15 protein-coding genes are annotated in these 12,923 nt (G+C 63.1%); 4 read left to right on the top strand and 11 right to left on the bottom strand.

Annotated features, from left to right (window positions below):
- Positions 1-62: 62 nt before the first annotated feature.
- The 4 genes from D6Z24_RS00790 to D6Z24_RS00805 all read left to right on the top strand — a co-directional run bounded on the left by D6Z24_RS00790 (position 63) and on the right by D6Z24_RS00805 (position 2,281).
- A complete protein-coding gene (locus D6Z24_RS00790; protein ID WP_129124638.1) occupies positions 63-806 on the top strand; it encodes a hypothetical protein in 744 nt (247 codons plus the stop codon).
- 44 nt (positions 807-850) lie between these two features.
- Positions 851-1,654, top strand: a complete 804-nt coding sequence (locus tag D6Z24_RS00795; RefSeq protein ID WP_129124639.1) for an amino acid kinase family protein — start codon at positions 851-853, stop codon at positions 1,652-1,654.
- 101 nt (positions 1,655-1,755) lie between these two features.
- Complete coding sequence (locus tag D6Z24_RS00800; protein ID WP_129124640.1) at positions 1,756-1,968, top strand: hypothetical protein; 213 nt, start codon at positions 1,756-1,758, stop codon at positions 1,966-1,968.
- Between the two features lie 220 nt (positions 1,969-2,188).
- Positions 2,189-2,281 carry an entericidin A/B family lipoprotein gene (locus D6Z24_RS00805; protein ID WP_246014565.1) on the top strand — a complete coding sequence of 31 codons (93 nt, stop codon included), beginning with the start codon at positions 2,189-2,191 and terminating at the stop codon, positions 2,279-2,281.
- A gap of 223 nt (positions 2,282-2,504) precedes the next feature.
- Here the strand turns inward: D6Z24_RS00805 and mobA are convergent, their stop codons facing one another.
- The 11 genes from mobA to D6Z24_RS00860 all read right to left on the bottom strand — a co-directional run bounded on the left by mobA (position 2,505) and on the right by D6Z24_RS00860 (position 12,878).
- Positions 2,505-3,167, bottom strand: a complete 663-nt coding sequence (gene mobA / locus D6Z24_RS00810) for a molybdenum cofactor guanylyltransferase (RefSeq protein ID WP_129124642.1) — start codon at positions 3,165-3,167, stop codon at positions 2,505-2,507.
- Entirely contained in the window at positions 3,164-4,111 is a 948-nt protein-coding gene (locus D6Z24_RS00815; protein ID WP_129124643.1) for a formate dehydrogenase accessory protein FdhE, read from the bottom strand. Before D6Z24_RS00815 ends, mobA begins: the two co-directional genes overlap by 4 nt.
- Before the next feature lie 14 nt (positions 4,112-4,125).
- Positions 4,126-5,028 (bottom strand): NrfD/PsrC family molybdoenzyme membrane anchor subunit, encoded by a 903-nt coding sequence (gene nrfD / locus D6Z24_RS00820; protein WP_129124644.1) that lies wholly within the window; start codon positions 5,026-5,028, stop codon positions 4,126-4,128.
- Complete coding sequence (locus tag D6Z24_RS00825) at positions 5,018-5,839, bottom strand: 4Fe-4S dicluster domain-containing protein (protein ID WP_129124645.1); 822 nt, start codon at positions 5,837-5,839, stop codon at positions 5,018-5,020. The genes nrfD and D6Z24_RS00825 overlap by 11 nt, the downstream gene beginning before the upstream one ends.
- Complete coding sequence (fdnG, locus tag D6Z24_RS00830; RefSeq protein WP_129124646.1) at positions 5,839-9,084, bottom strand: formate dehydrogenase-N subunit alpha; 3,246 nt, start codon at positions 9,082-9,084, stop codon at positions 5,839-5,841. The genes D6Z24_RS00825 and fdnG overlap by 1 nt, the downstream gene beginning before the upstream one ends.
- A gap of 346 nt (positions 9,085-9,430) precedes the next feature.
- On the bottom strand, positions 9,431-10,252 hold the full coding sequence (locus D6Z24_RS00835; RefSeq protein ID WP_129124647.1) for a mechanosensitive ion channel family protein: 822 nt from the start codon (positions 10,250-10,252) through the stop codon (positions 9,431-9,433).
- A gap of 398 nt (positions 10,253-10,650) precedes the next feature.
- Complete coding sequence (locus tag D6Z24_RS00840) at positions 10,651-10,833, bottom strand: hypothetical protein (RefSeq protein ID WP_246014526.1); 183 nt, start codon at positions 10,831-10,833, stop codon at positions 10,651-10,653.
- Between the two features lie 49 nt (positions 10,834-10,882).
- Positions 10,883-11,392 carry a hypothetical protein gene (locus tag D6Z24_RS00845; RefSeq protein ID WP_129124649.1) on the bottom strand — a complete coding sequence of 170 codons (510 nt, stop codon included), beginning with the start codon at positions 11,390-11,392 and terminating at the stop codon, positions 10,883-10,885.
- 93 nt (positions 11,393-11,485) lie between these two features.
- Positions 11,486-12,085 (bottom strand): porin family protein, encoded by a 600-nt coding sequence (locus D6Z24_RS00850; RefSeq protein WP_129124650.1) that lies wholly within the window; start codon positions 12,083-12,085, stop codon positions 11,486-11,488.
- Positions 12,086-12,327: 242 nt separating this feature from the next.
- Positions 12,328-12,591 (bottom strand): hypothetical protein, encoded by a 264-nt coding sequence (locus D6Z24_RS00855; RefSeq protein WP_129124651.1) that lies wholly within the window; start codon positions 12,589-12,591, stop codon positions 12,328-12,330.
- Complete coding sequence (locus tag D6Z24_RS00860; protein ID WP_129124652.1) at positions 12,588-12,878, bottom strand: hypothetical protein; 291 nt, start codon at positions 12,876-12,878, stop codon at positions 12,588-12,590. Before D6Z24_RS00860 ends, D6Z24_RS00855 begins: the two co-directional genes overlap by 4 nt.
- Positions 12,879-12,923: the final 45 nt, after the last annotated feature.

Consider the following 12,923-nt stretch of genomic DNA (forward strand, 5'->3'; position numbering starts at 1 on the left):
AGAAACTTTCATGCTATAGTTTGTGCGTCGACCACACTCATCCTGCCGCAAGCAAGGCTCACATGCGCATTCTCTTAGCGATCGACGACACAGACAACGACTACAGCAGGGGAACTGGAGAGCTTGCTGCTCTCATCGCGGATGCCATCCTCCAGAACGGCTGGGGAACGCCCGGTTTCGTCACGCGCCATCAGTTACTCGTCCACCCGGACATACCTTACACGTCCCACAACAGCGCCATGTGCTTTCCCGCCGAGATCCCTGAGGGGTCTCTTGATCAGGTCGTACGGTTTGCCTGCGACTTTCTCGAGAGGGAATGCGCGGAAGGTTCCGATCCCGGGCTCTGCGTCGCCTTGCCGGACCGCATCGGGGCCACGGCCGACCTCATCGCCTTCGGTCGGCAGGCTAAGCTCGAAGTCCTCGACAAGGAGCAGGCGCTGAACCTCGCCTTAAGGCTCGGCATCCACCTCTCCGAGCACGGGGGGACCGGCCACGGCATCATCGGTGCCCTTGCAGGGGTCGGGCTCAGGCTGTGGGGAAACGACGGACGCATGCGGGGGAGTCTCGAAGGCGTCCTCCCCGGGCAAAGGCTGCGGGTGCGCGAGCTGCTCGACCAGCCCGACGTGGATGCGGTGCGTACCGCTGACGGCTCCGCCCCGGGCGAAGAGGAGTCGGTACTGATCGGTGACAAACCGAAGACGGTCATGCGCGACGGGCTCTCGGTGCTGCTGGTCTGCGCCGCCACCGATGACCGCGGAGCGCCGGGCTGGCAGACCCTGCCCCGGAAGCTTCTGCGCGATTACTGAACGTTCACCGATGTTGGTATGCCCAATTCCCAGGAGGTCGTTGCATGAATTCCAGACATGAAATCGAATCGCACCTGAAGGGGGAGACCCTGGTTCGCAAGGGTCTGAAACACAGGCACACGGGGGACACGCTGCGGCTCGTGCCCGAGTTGAACGTGGTGAAGATCGGGGGGCACGGCATCATCGATTACGGAAGCCAGGTGGTTCTGCCGCTTCTCGAGGAGATCGGCGAACTCTCCAGGGAGAACCAGATCATGGTGGTCACCGGCGGCGGGGTGCGGGTGCGTCACATCCTCGACATCGGCATCGACCTCGGCATGCCGACCGGCGTGCTCGCGGAACTGGCCGGCAAGATCAGCGAGCAGAACGCCGAGATCGTCACCCTGCTTCTCTCCAAATGGGGCGGCAGCCGGGTGAAGACGGGAGACCTCCTGGACCTTCCCACCATGCTCCACCTGAAACTCCTCCCGGTGATCCACGGCACGCCGCCGTACGGCCTTTACGAACACCCGCCGGAGACCGGGCTCATACCTCCGCACCGGACCGACACCGGAGCTCTTCTCATGGCGGAGGTGCTGGGTGCCAAGAGCTGCATCCTCGTGAAGAACGTTGACGGTCTCTTCACCGAGGACCCGAGGATCAACCCCGATGCCGAACTCATCGAGGACATCACCGTGGATGAGCTGATAAAGCTCGACATGGAGGACCTGGTCCTCGAAAGAAAGATGCTTTACCTGCTGCGCGACATGACCAACGTAAAGGAGATACGCATCGTGAACGGCCACAAGCGCGGCACGGTCGGGATGGCGATCAGGAAGGAGAAGGTCGGCACGGTGATCCGGGTGTAAGAAAATCACCCGGCCTCACTGGTAGTTATCCGGATCGATCTGTATAATGAAGGTGTACCCCCTCCACCAGGGAGGAAAAAAAGGAAAGGAGGCACCCTTTCATGGCAGGAAAGATCTTTTACCGTCACAGGACCAAGATGCAGGATGGAGCCCACCAGCCGCGCCACGTGCTGGTGGCGGTAGCCGACCTCGATCTCAAGGTGTACGGCCAGCACATGCGCATGTGCGAGCTAAAGTGCATCGCGGAGTCGCTCGGGGCTGAGCTGGTCGAGTTGCCCCGCGGGCCGAAGCACCAGGGGGAAGAGGACGACTAGGCACGAAAACCTCGAACGAAGCGGTAAGAAATGGGGGCTGGCAACAGCCCCCATTTCTTTTTGAGACGCGGGGTGGTTTCTGCTCCATGTAGATTTGTTTGCAGGCCGACCGGCTCTCGGCTACAATGAAATTAGCAATTACCAATTTAAGCCATGTAAAACAAAGGAGAAAGTCATGAGACGTCGAATCGCTGTTGCATTAGTCGTTGTCTTGGCATCCATGTGGACCTTGGCTGGTTGTCACACCGTCAAGGGGGTTGGCGAAGACGTTCAAAGCGGAGGGAAGGCGATAGAGAGGTCGTCGGGACGGTAATAAAACCGATAACTGGTTACCACCAGAAAGGGCAGCCCCGGGTAAGCGACGGACTGCCCTTTTTTTGTGTCATTCATCCAAGACAAAATCCCCTCTGTCCCCCCTTCGCCAAGGCTACGGGGGGCAGGCTCCCCCTTCGCAAAGGGGGGAACCTGACGCCTACTGCAGCGCTTCGTGGGTGGCTGTGTCAGTTTTCCCCGAAACGCTCCCCCCACCGTCCCCCCTATGGCCTCGCTTCCACGGGAAGTCCGGCCGCGAGCGGCTCCGAGCGATCGGATTGACGCAGGGTGTGGTATTCGGCGGGGGTGTTGACGTTGCGAAAGCAGGTTAAGCCCGGGTCGAACGCGGCAACCCAGGCGGGAGAAAGACGAAGCACCTGCACACGCGGAAAGAAAGAGACCAGACGGCAGTGGTTCTCCTTGAGCGCGGCCTCGATGTGCGGCAGACAGGCCGTCGAGTAGGTTGCGTGCAGCGGTTCCACCCCCTTGTCTCCTTCCGGTATCACGACGTCGGCGCGGTGGCGCAGCGCGACCTGCCCGCGGATCAGGGCGAGATTCAAGGAGGGCATGTCGCAGGCGACGGCGAAGACGTACGGGGTGCGGCTACCGGCAAGGGCGGCATGGAGCCCGGCAAGAGCACCGGCGCCGGGATAGAGGTCGGTGACCACCCGCCCCCCGACGAAGCCGTAGGTCGCCGGATCGTTCGCCGCGATGATGATTTCGCCGAAAAGCGATGCGAGCTGACGGTAGATGACCTCGATGAGAAGTCCGTCGCGATACGGCAGCAGCGCCTTGTTGCTTCCCATGCGGCTGGAGAGACCGCCGGCCAGGATGACGCCGGTCACGTCGGGAAACTGGATCCGGCCTTTAAGCGCCTCTCTTCTCATGGGGCTACCCCACGGCACGGCCTGCAGTACCCCTTGTGCTGCGCCAGGAAGTCGAGTTCCAGTGTGGCAAGGTCCTCGACCACCAGCAGGTCGGTGGCGGTCGGGGTGAAGGAGGCGATCACCTTCAGGTAACTGCGGCAGACGTCGCAGACCTCGACGCGGCGGTGGTCGCTCCCGTCGACGTAGAGGTACCTGAGCGTCGCATGGTCCTCGTTGCCGCAGTGATGACACTGCAATCGCGGGTGGTGCCAGTCGGCGCCGCACTCGGCGCAGCGCAGGTGCTTCACTTGGTCGTCGTCCTGCAGCTCCGCGAAGGTGGCGGCAGCGCCGCAGACGTAGCACTCGCCGCTCTGCCACACCCCGATCTCCTCGAGGGGAGCCCGGCTGCGCACTTCGTGCAGGAAGGGCCTCAGAGCGTGGTGGGCCACGGTCCAGGGTAACTCCCAGCCCGCCGTGCCCCCGGCAATCCGGGCGCTGAACCCTTCAAGATCGCCGGAAGCAGCCAGTGCGAGCAACTCAGCGGGGTCGATCCCTCCCGCGTCGATGCCGCCAAGCAACTCCCGTGCTGAACGGCGCAGCGCCGCCAGAGACGCCGCCTCGCTTTCGCTCCACACCTCGGCGTGGCGTCCCCAACGACGCCAGATGCCCCGACGCACGGCAGGCGGTTCCAGTTCCCCGACGGCACGCAGCATGTCAAGCAGCACTGCCGCCCCGCCGTCCAGGTCCACCTCGATGTCGGCGGCGGCAAGCAGCGGCGTCCCCCCTTTCAGCACCCGGCCCAGTTCGATTACGTCGAACGGCGCGACGGCACCAGCCACCTCCGCCTTCTGCCACACGGGAAGCAGCGCCTCGTACAGTCGGGCGGTGACCCGCAGTTCGGGCGATTTCGTCGCTATTTCTTCCAGACGCCGCAGCACTTGGTCGGCGTTTCGCTCCGCAGTCATGCCCCCCTCCGTACTCACAACTGTCCCGCCTGCAGCAGACTGATCCTCAGAAGGAGCCCTCCCGCGAGGATGCACAGGTAATGCGCCAGCACCGGTGCGTCCCCGAAGGGATGCCGGCGGGAGCGGTACTTGAACCACAGAGGCGCCGCGATGCCGAGCGCGACGGTACCCAACCAGAACATGGCCACGAATGGGGGCGTCATCAAAGGAAGCGCGGTGCGGCCGGCAAGCACCAGGAGCAGCGCGATGAGCACGAGCTCGGATACCATGACGACGCGGTCGAACGCCTCCAGTCTTTCCACCTCTCCGCCGGAGTTGCGCCTGCGCCAGATGAGGTAGAGCGAAATGGCGGCGGCCCCGGTCGAGGCACCGGAGACGATGAAGAGCGCCCCCATGAATGGGGAGGTGGCGGCCCAGAAGGGGCTCGCGGTGACGTTCAGGAGAACGCCGGTGTACCCCGCGATGAAGAAACCGGCCAGGGAGCCCAAGACGGCGTAGAGGCGCCTCGGGATGCGGTTGTAGTACCTGGAGAAGAGGGGGAAGGAGATCACCCGGTCCGCCACCAGGTTGTCGAGAAAGGAGAGCAGGGAGCAGACGCTGAAGATCAGCAGGACCCATGACCCGACCGACATGGGGGAGACGAGGTTCAGGTACGGGTACCCCCCCTGGTTGTAGATGAACAGGTGCCAGAAGCGCTCCGGCCGTCCCAGGTCCGCGATGAGCGGGATGGGGACGAGGATGAGGAGCGGGAAAGCGATGTAGCAGGCGGCGCGGCTCACCTCGCGCTCCCTGCCGCTGCCGAAAAGCTCCTCCATGGCGCCGATGAAGTAGGCACCGGCCGAGGTGCCTGCCACGAAGAAGTAGACCGCGATGTAGTACCAGGCCCATTCGGGGGGCTGAATGATCTCAGGACTCATGGCTTTCCTCCTCGTCTCTGCCGTTCAGCCTTTCGCGGAAGTTCACCAGGGCGGCCGCCCCCACGCCGAGCGCGGTGAGGATGGTCACCAGGGAACAGAGCACCAGGCGGCGCTGCGGCACCACCGGGTCTTCCGGCTGCCCGTAGACCTTCGGGCGGTCCGCGAAGAGGTAGAAGACCTTGAGTCCGTCCGCCTCCTCGTACCCGTAGATGCGCGCCTTCTCCCCTTTCCCCTTCAACTGGGCCAGGCGCGCGTCGGCCCGCTTTTTCAGGTCGGCGAGCTCGCCGAAACGGATCGACCCGGTAGGGCACGCCTTGGCGCATGCGGTGCCGAGGCCGTTGTGGATGCGGTCGTTGCACAGGGTGCACTTGTGCGCCGTCCCGGTCTCCTCGCTGAAGGAGATGACCCCGTAGGGGCAGGAGGGGATGCAGAACTTGCAGCCGATGCAGGTCTCCTGCTGCACCACCACGTTGCCGAGGTCGGTCCGTACGATCGCCTTGGTGGGGCAGGCGTTAAGGCAGCCGGCATCGCTGCAGTGCTTGCAGGAGTCGCTCGAGAAAAGCCAGCGCTTCTCGCGGCGCGACTCGTCGATCTGCTCTATGAAGCGGACGTGGCGCCAGTCGGTGGCGCTCAGGGTCCCGGTGTTGTCGTAGGAATCGCCGGTGAAGTTGTCGGCGACCGGGTAGGGAACCCCGGGCCTCTTCCCGAAGTGCGCCGGCTCGGCGGAGAGGCCGTTCCACTGCTTGCAGGCCACCTGGCACGCCTTGCACCCGGTGCAGATGGTCGTGTCTACGAACATGCCCTTTGCCATCAGCTCCGCCCTCCTTTCCTGCCCGCCCGGATGTCGCAGGTGAACACCTTTCCTTCGTGGATGGAGACGTTGGGGTCCCCCACCATGGCGCTCAGGTCGTTGGCGACGTCCCCCTTCGCGTTCCCCTGCCACCCCCAGTGCCAGGGAAGGCCTATCTCGTGCACCTTCTTGCCGTCGATGACGAAGGGCTTGATGCGCCGGGTCACCAGGGCGCGCGCCTCGATCTCGCCGCGCGCGGTGACGATGGTGACGTATCCCGCGTTCCTGATCCCCTTCTCGGCGGCAAGCTCGGGGGAGACCTCGCAGAAGAGCTCCGGCATCAGTTCGGCGAGCCAGGGGAGCCACCGGCTCATGGTGCCGCTTAGGTGGTGTTCGGTCACGCGGTAGGTGGAGACGACGATCGGGTACTTGGGATCGGCGACGCCGTGGTAGACGTTGCCTTCGGTGCGCCAGACCTTCGCCACCGGGTTGGACTGCTGCCGGTAGACCCGGTTCGCCACCGGGGACTCGTACGGCTCGTAGTGGGCGGGAAGCGGGCCGTCCACAAGCCCCGCCGGCGCGAAGAGCCACGCCTTGCCGTCGGCGCGCATGATGAACGCGTCGTTGCCGCTCAGCCAGTCGAAGCCGAGCGCCGCGTCCTTCCCGACCATGGCGGGGGCCTTGGTCGGCTGGAAGTCGATCCCCTCTCCGGAGGGGGCGATCCACTTGCCGCGCACCGGGTTCCCGGCCGGATCCTTGGTGCCGCTGTCTGCGTCCGGGTCCCACATGACGAGCTTCTTGGCCTCGGACCACGGCCTTCCCTGGCTGTCCGCCGAGGCGCGGTTGTACATGATGTGCCGGTTCGCCGGCCAGGCGAAGCCCCAGTTGGGGGAGATCCATTCGTCGGGCTTTCTGCGCGCCGCGTTGTTCTTCCCCTCCTCCGGGACGACGCCGGTGTAGATCCAGGCGCCGCAGGCCGTGGTGCCGTCCTCCTTCAGGTTCGCGAAGGTGGCTAAGGGCTTGCCGTCGGCCACCGTGTAGCCGTTGATCTCCTTCAGCACCCGGTAGGCCGAGGGTTCGTCCTTGATGCGCCAGGGGGCGACCTCCTTCGCCTCAGGCTCGTAATCCCAGGCGAGATTCCTGATGCCCCAGTCGAGGGGGTTCCCCGAGTCGCGGTACATCGCCTGGAGTCTCTTGCCCAGGTGGTACGTGAACCAGCTGTCGCTGCGCGCGTCCCCGGGGGGATCGGCGGCCTTGTCGTGCTGCTGCAACAGCCGCTGCGTGTTCGTGAAGGACCCCTCCATCTCGGCCACGGCGGCGGCAGGCAGGAAGAAGACCTCGGTCTTGATGTCGGCGGGCTTCAGCTCACCGGAGAGGATCTCCGGCGAGTTGCGCCAGAAGGAGGCGGTCTCGGTTTCGAAGTAGTCCCGCACCACCATCCAGTCGAGCTTCGCCAGGGCCTTGCGCTGCAGGCGGGCGTTCTGCCCACCCACCGCCGGGTTCTGCCCCATGACGAAGAACCCCTTTATCTTGCCGGCACCCATGTCGAGCATCATCGGCATGTGCGAATGGTCGCCGGTGATCTTCGGGTGGTAGTCGTAGCCGTAGTCGTTTTCCGCGGTGGCCGCGGCGCCGAACTGGGCCTTGAAGTAGGAGACCGCGAACTTCGGGTAGTTCCCCCAGTAGCTCGTGGCGACCGGCCCCGCCTCGGTCAGGATGAAGTCCTTCAGGGAGTCGTGTTTCTTGCGGCCGTCCGGCATGTTGAGGTATGCGGGGAGCGAATGGTACAGGGTGGCGATGTCCGTGGAACCCTGGATGGTGGCGTGACCGCGCAGCGCGAGCACCCCTCCGCCCGGCCGGCCGATGTTGCCTAAAAGCGCCTGCAGCATGGCCGCCGCGCGGATGATCTGCACCCCGACGGTGTGCTGGGTCCACCCCACGGCGTAGGTGATATTGGCGGTTTTCTCGCGCCCGGAATTCTCGAGCATGGTCTGCGCCACCTTGATGAACTGCTCGGGGCTGCAGCCGCAGACCTTTTCCACCAGCGCGGGGGTGTAGCGTGCGTAATGCCTTTTGATGATCTGCAGCACGCAGTGCGGGTCCTGCATGGTGGGGTCGGTTTTGGGGCGCCCGGGGAGCTGCTGCAACAACAGGTCGCTGAAGGGTCCCAAGCCCCCCTTTCCCTTGCCGGGGGCGGGGTTTCGCTGATAGGACCAGCTCGCGTTGGCGTAGGATTTACCGTCCGGGGCGAGGCCGGAGAAGACGCCGTCCAGCTCCTCGGTCCCCTTGAAATCCGGATTGACCAGCGTGGCGGCGTTGGTGTAGTTCACCACGTACTCGCGGTAAAAGGGGTCCTCGTTCCAGCGCCTGCTGTTGATCACGTGGTTGATGATGGCGCCCAGGAAAACGATGTCGCTCCCGGCGCGGATCGGGACGTGGACGTCGCAGGCGGCCGAAGTGCGGGTGAAGCGGGGATCGACGTGCATGAGGACGGCGCCGTGGTCGGTCTTCGCCTTGAGCGGCCAGCGGAAGGCGACGGGGTGGCACTCCGCCATGTTGGAGCCCATGATGAGGACGGCGTTGGAGCGCTCCAGGTCGCGCGGGAAGGTGGTGGAGCCGCCGCGGCCGAACGTAGTCCCCAGACCGGGGACCGTCGAGGAGTGTCAGATGCGGGCCTGGTTTTCCAGGTAAACGACCCCGAGCGCGTGCATGAGCTTTTGGTGCAGGTAGTTCCACTCGTTGTCCATGGTGGCGCCCCCCAGGGAGGCGAGGGCGTAGGTGTTCATCACCCGCTTGCGGATGGTCCCCCCCTTTCCGTCGGGCATGTCCTGGAACTCGTTGAAGTTCGCGTCGCGGGTTTTCTTCGTCAGCTCCGCGATCCGGCTCATTGCCCAGTCGAGCGACTTCTCCTCCCAGCGGTCGCTCCCCGGGGCGCGGTATTTCACCGTGTTCCAGCGCTGCTCGTTCTTCACGAGCTGGAGCGTCGCGGCCCCTTTGGGACAGAGGGTCCCCTGGTTGATCGGGGAGTCGGGGTTGCCCTGGATGTCGACGATGACGCCTGCATCGTCCACTGTGACGATCTGGCCGCAGCCGACCGCGCAGTAGGGACAGATGCTGGGTATCTGCCTGCCGCTTTTTATCGGCACCTTGCCCGCTTTGGCCGCGGCAGCGGCCGTGTCGACATTCAAGATGCCGAGTTCCGCGGCGACACCGCCGCCAACGATGCCGGAAGTGACCTTCAGGAACTTGCGCCGGCTGATTCCCATATAGCGACCTCCTGTTCTCATACAGCGATGTTTTTGCCTTAAACCGTGCCAATAACTGTACAAGCTCGTAGGAGATTTTCCAGCCACAGTCATAAAATCGCTCATAGTGACTTTGTGACAGGAGTGCATAGTGGTTCAAAAAAGACAAATCCCCCCTGTCCCCCCTTCGCAAAGGGGGGAACATAACGCCTGCTGCTCTGCTTCGTGGAAACGGTCGCCCCGCTTTCCCGGAATTTCCTGAAGAACCTTCGCAAAGGGGGGAGCGCGAGGTCACCTTAAGCCCACGTGGTCGAGGCCGGGGCTTAAGGTGAGGCGCTTGCGCTGACCGTTAGTAGGGGGACGGGCTTCAGGGGAAGGTTTTCTGCACGAACACCATCTGGGCCGGCATCGGTGCCGGGAAACCTGCTTCAGCGAGGCTCTCCCGTATCACCTTGTTGCCGTCGAAATAGACCTGCCAGTAGTGATCGTTGTGGCAGAACGGACGCACCGCCAGTACGGGCCCCGCCGCGACGAACTCGAGGATCTCCACCTGCACCGACGGCTCGGCTAGGACGTTGGGGACCCCGGCAATCTTCTCCCTTAAAAGTTGCATCGCCGCCACGTGGTCCGCACCGCCGGCCAGCTGGCACTTGAGTTCGACCCTGCGGAAGGCGTTGGCGGAATAGTTCTGTATGGTGTCCCCGAAGATCTTGCTGTTGCCGACCATCGCCAGCACATTGTCGGGGGTGTCAATGACGGTGATGAAAAGGCCGATTTCCTTGACCGTTCCGGTGACGCCGCCTGCAGTTATGAAGTCCCCGACCTTGAACGGGTGAAGCACGATGAGAAAGATACCGGCCGCCAGGTTGGAGAGGAGCCCTCCCCATGCGGCGCCTATCGCGATGCCGATGCCTGCCACGAGGGCCGCGAAGGTGGTGGTCTGGATGCCGCAGTAACCTAAGATGGCGACGACGAGGATGATGTTCAGGGTGACGGAGAGGAAATTGCCGATGTAGCGCATGAGGGTGGGATCGACTTTCTGCCTCTCGAGCACCCCGTGCAGCATGCGCCCGACCAACCCGATGAGCCAGCGCCCAACCAACCAGAAAAGAATCACCGCCACGAGCTTGGTGCCGTACTCCGTTGCATAAGCGACCGCTAGCTTGTTGAACTCCGCCATGTTGTCCATCTTTTCCCTCCCGGTTAAGACTGGTTGCACAACGTTGAGTTAACGTCTCTGTCATTTCGGCATTTCACAACTTTACATCTATTCTTGCATAGTGCCAGCAGGCACACTCATAGAAGAGGTATGGAGACTGGCATAGAGGGGCTTTGAGTATTTTGCACACGGCAAATCCCCCCTGTCCCCCCTTCGCCAAGGCTACGGGGGGCAGGCTCCCCCTTCGCAAAGGGGGGGACGTCAGGGCTCCTGCAGCTCGCTTGGCTTGCGGCTTCACCCACCCCCGCCCCCCTCCCGTCAAGGGAGGGGGAGCTGGAAAGGGCTCGATTTTGTTAGCGCAAGTACCAAACCGGACAACGAAAAAGGGGCGCCGCTTTTGCGGCGCCCCTTGGCGCTTTACTACATGGTCACCGATCCAGCTTCTTGACCACCTCTCCCATGCGGTCGCCGGCTTTGCCAAGCTCGATGCCGACACGCTCGACCGCCCGGTCGACATCCCGGCCGGCGCGCTCCGCGGGCCCTTCCTTGCGACAGCCGCAGATGCCGGTCAGGCTGCCGAACACCACTACTGCAACGATACCTTTGCTCATATTCATCCTCCGGCATCTCCTTTCGCGGGCTCAAAGCCCCACCCTTGGACTAGGACTTGTTGTGGCCCTTGCCGTTGCCGCCGCCGTGTCCGTTACCGCCGCCATGCCCCTTCCCGCCGCCATTGCCGTGGTCGCTACCGCCAACCTCGCCGCGATCTCCGCCGCGACCGGCGTTACGTCCGGTGAAGTGCAGGTCCCCGTTCTTGAGGGCGTGGAATTCGGCGGAACCCGGTTTTATCCCCAGTTCCTTGGCGATGGCCCCCCATCCCTTCTTCCGGTTGGGCTGGTAGACGGCAAGGACGGTCTCGGGCGGGCGATGCGCCATCTGGCCGAGTTGCAGGACCATGAAGGCGTCGGCAGGTTCGTGCACGGTCCGAAGCACGGCCTGGACCTGGGTCACCGGGACGCCGAACTGGGTGCTCAACCCGACGGAAAAGCCGGGCATGTCGGCCCGGGCCTGTACGTTCACGTTGGAGAGGAAGACTTCAAGTCCGCCCGCAAAGGCGGCAGCTGGGACAAGAAGGGCCACTACCGCGAGTATGGACAGGATGCGTTTCATAGATTGCCTCCGATTGTTTTCTGGTCAGGATGATCTCCCGCCGGGAGAGGGGACCGGCGGAAGATCATCGGGGTTGCAAGTGACGCGGCTCAATCAGTTGAAGAAATAACGCAGGCCGACGGTCCCGGAAAAGCTCGAGGGATCGAAATCACCGGTGTGGATCCCCTGGTAGGTGATGTCTACGTCAGGGGCGAGGACGAACTTGGCGTCCGCGTTGAAGGCGAGATCCTTGGTGAGGAAGTAATCGATGCCTCCCCTCAGGTGGGCGCCTACGGCGGTGTCTACATGGAGCGAGGCCCCGTCGTAGGGATCGTAATCGGTTACGAGGATGTCGAGCCCCGCTCCGAGGTAGGGGACGAGCTTCCGGCTCTCGGGGACCCTGATGCGGTACTGGGCTCCCAGGGAGATGTCGGTCACGCCGAAGTCGCCGGTGTCGGATTCGAAACTCGAGTGGGTGGCTTCGAGCTCCATGGCCCAGTTGCTGTCGATGCCGTAGATGAACCCGCCTCCGCCGACGAAACCGGTGTCGGTCTTGTTGTTACCCCAGCCGAATTCGGCTTCGTTGTCAGCGGGAATCTGGAAACCGACCCTGCCGGTGACGCCGACCCGTCCCTTGATGCCTTCCGCCATGGCGGTGCCCGATGCGAGCGCTATGGCCGCAGCGACGAGTCCACAAACTATCATCTGTTTCATTTTCATCTCTTTCTTCTGCCTCCTTGTTTTTGCGTAATTCGCAACGTCCGTTGCCGACGCTGCCGGGGGACGCGTGAAGCAAATCCCCCTGTCCCCCCTTCGCAAAGGGGGGGACGTGCCGCCTACTGCTCCGCTTCATGGAAACGGTCACACTGCTCCCCCACAATTCCCTGATGAGCCCTTGCAAAAGGGGGGGACGTAGTGCCACTGGGTATGCTTCTTAGGAAAGCACATGTCCCAGATCAAACTAGCTTTCTCTTCCTGATCCTTTCAGAGAAGATCTTGTCGATCTTCACCCTGTAGTAGAAATTGTGTGACGACATCGCCATGCGGTTATCCAGCAGGAAGTTGTAATAGGAACTCTCCTCTTCCAGCTCGAAAGTGATCCGGTACTGCTGGATCAGGGTGTCCGAAGTGCTGAGCCGGTCCACCTTGCAATCGGGGAATTCCTCACGAACGATCCGGAGCTCTTCGGGCCCCAGAATCAGTACATCGGTAAGCTTCATCGCATCCCCCCGCCGCTTCTGACGCCGGCGAGTCTCGCCTTCATCCTTTCCGCAAAAACCTGGTCGTTCTTCATCCTGAAATAGAACCTGTTCGACGTCATGGCTATGCAGTGGTCCTGGAGGAAATCGAAGTACCGCTCCTCATCCTCGCTTTTGAGGGCGACCCGGTACCGCTGGAGCATTGCATCCCCCCGCGTCAGTCGCGTGATTTCGCAGGCCGGAAAGGCCCTCGTCAATATGGTCGGTTCGCCCAGGCCGATTATCAGGGTGTCGATGATTACGCCCATCTGGTGATCCTCCATTTGGTTTTTTCCAGCGTCGTTCGATTGCCC

Origin of the sequence: Geomonas oryzae (genome assembly GCF_004117875.1) — a bacterium.
Lineage (GTDB): Bacteria > Desulfobacterota > Desulfuromonadia > Geobacterales > Geobacteraceae > Geomonas > Geomonas oryzae.

Excerpts from the sequence above, each read along its gene's own strand:
- D6Z24_RS00790 (WP_129124638.1), top strand. The coding sequence starts at position 63 with ATGCGCATTCTCTTAGCGATCGACGACACAGACAACGACTACAGCAGG.
- D6Z24_RS00795 (WP_129124639.1), top strand. The coding sequence starts at position 851 with ATGAATTCCAGACATGAAATCGAATCGCACCTGAAGGGGGAGACCCTG.
- D6Z24_RS00800 (WP_129124640.1), top strand. The coding sequence starts at position 1,756 with ATGGCAGGAAAGATCTTTTACCGTCACAGGACCAAGATGCAGGATGGA.
- D6Z24_RS00805 (WP_246014565.1), top strand. The coding sequence starts at position 2,189 with ATGTGGACCTTGGCTGGTTGTCACACCGTCAAGGGGGTTGGCGAAGAC.
- mobA (WP_129124642.1), bottom strand. The coding sequence starts at position 3,167 with ATGAGAAGAGAGGCGCTTAAAGGCCGGATCCAGTTTCCCGACGTGACC.
- D6Z24_RS00815 (WP_129124643.1), bottom strand. The coding sequence starts at position 4,111 with ATGACTGCGGAGCGAAACGCCGACCAAGTGCTGCGGCGTCTGGAAGAA.
- nrfD (WP_129124644.1), bottom strand. The coding sequence starts at position 5,028 with ATGAGTCCTGAGATCATTCAGCCCCCCGAATGGGCCTGGTACTACATC.
- D6Z24_RS00825 (WP_129124645.1), bottom strand. The coding sequence starts at position 5,839 with ATGGCAAAGGGCATGTTCGTAGACACGACCATCTGCACCGGGTGCAAG.
- D6Z24_RS00835 (WP_129124647.1), bottom strand. The coding sequence starts at position 10,252 with ATGGACAACATGGCGGAGTTCAACAAGCTAGCGGTCGCTTATGCAACG.
- D6Z24_RS00840 (WP_246014526.1), bottom strand. The coding sequence starts at position 10,833 with ATGAGCAAAGGTATCGTTGCAGTAGTGGTGTTCGGCAGCCTGACCGGC.
- D6Z24_RS00845 (WP_129124649.1), bottom strand. The coding sequence starts at position 11,392 with ATGAAACGCATCCTGTCCATACTCGCGGTAGTGGCCCTTCTTGTCCCA.
- D6Z24_RS00850 (WP_129124650.1), bottom strand. The coding sequence starts at position 12,085 with ATGAAACAGATGATAGTTTGTGGACTCGTCGCTGCGGCCATAGCGCTC.
- D6Z24_RS00855 (WP_129124651.1), bottom strand. The coding sequence starts at position 12,591 with ATGAAGCTTACCGATGTACTGATTCTGGGGCCCGAAGAGCTCCGGATC.
- D6Z24_RS00860 (WP_129124652.1), bottom strand. The coding sequence starts at position 12,878 with ATGGGCGTAATCATCGACACCCTGATAATCGGCCTGGGCGAACCGACC.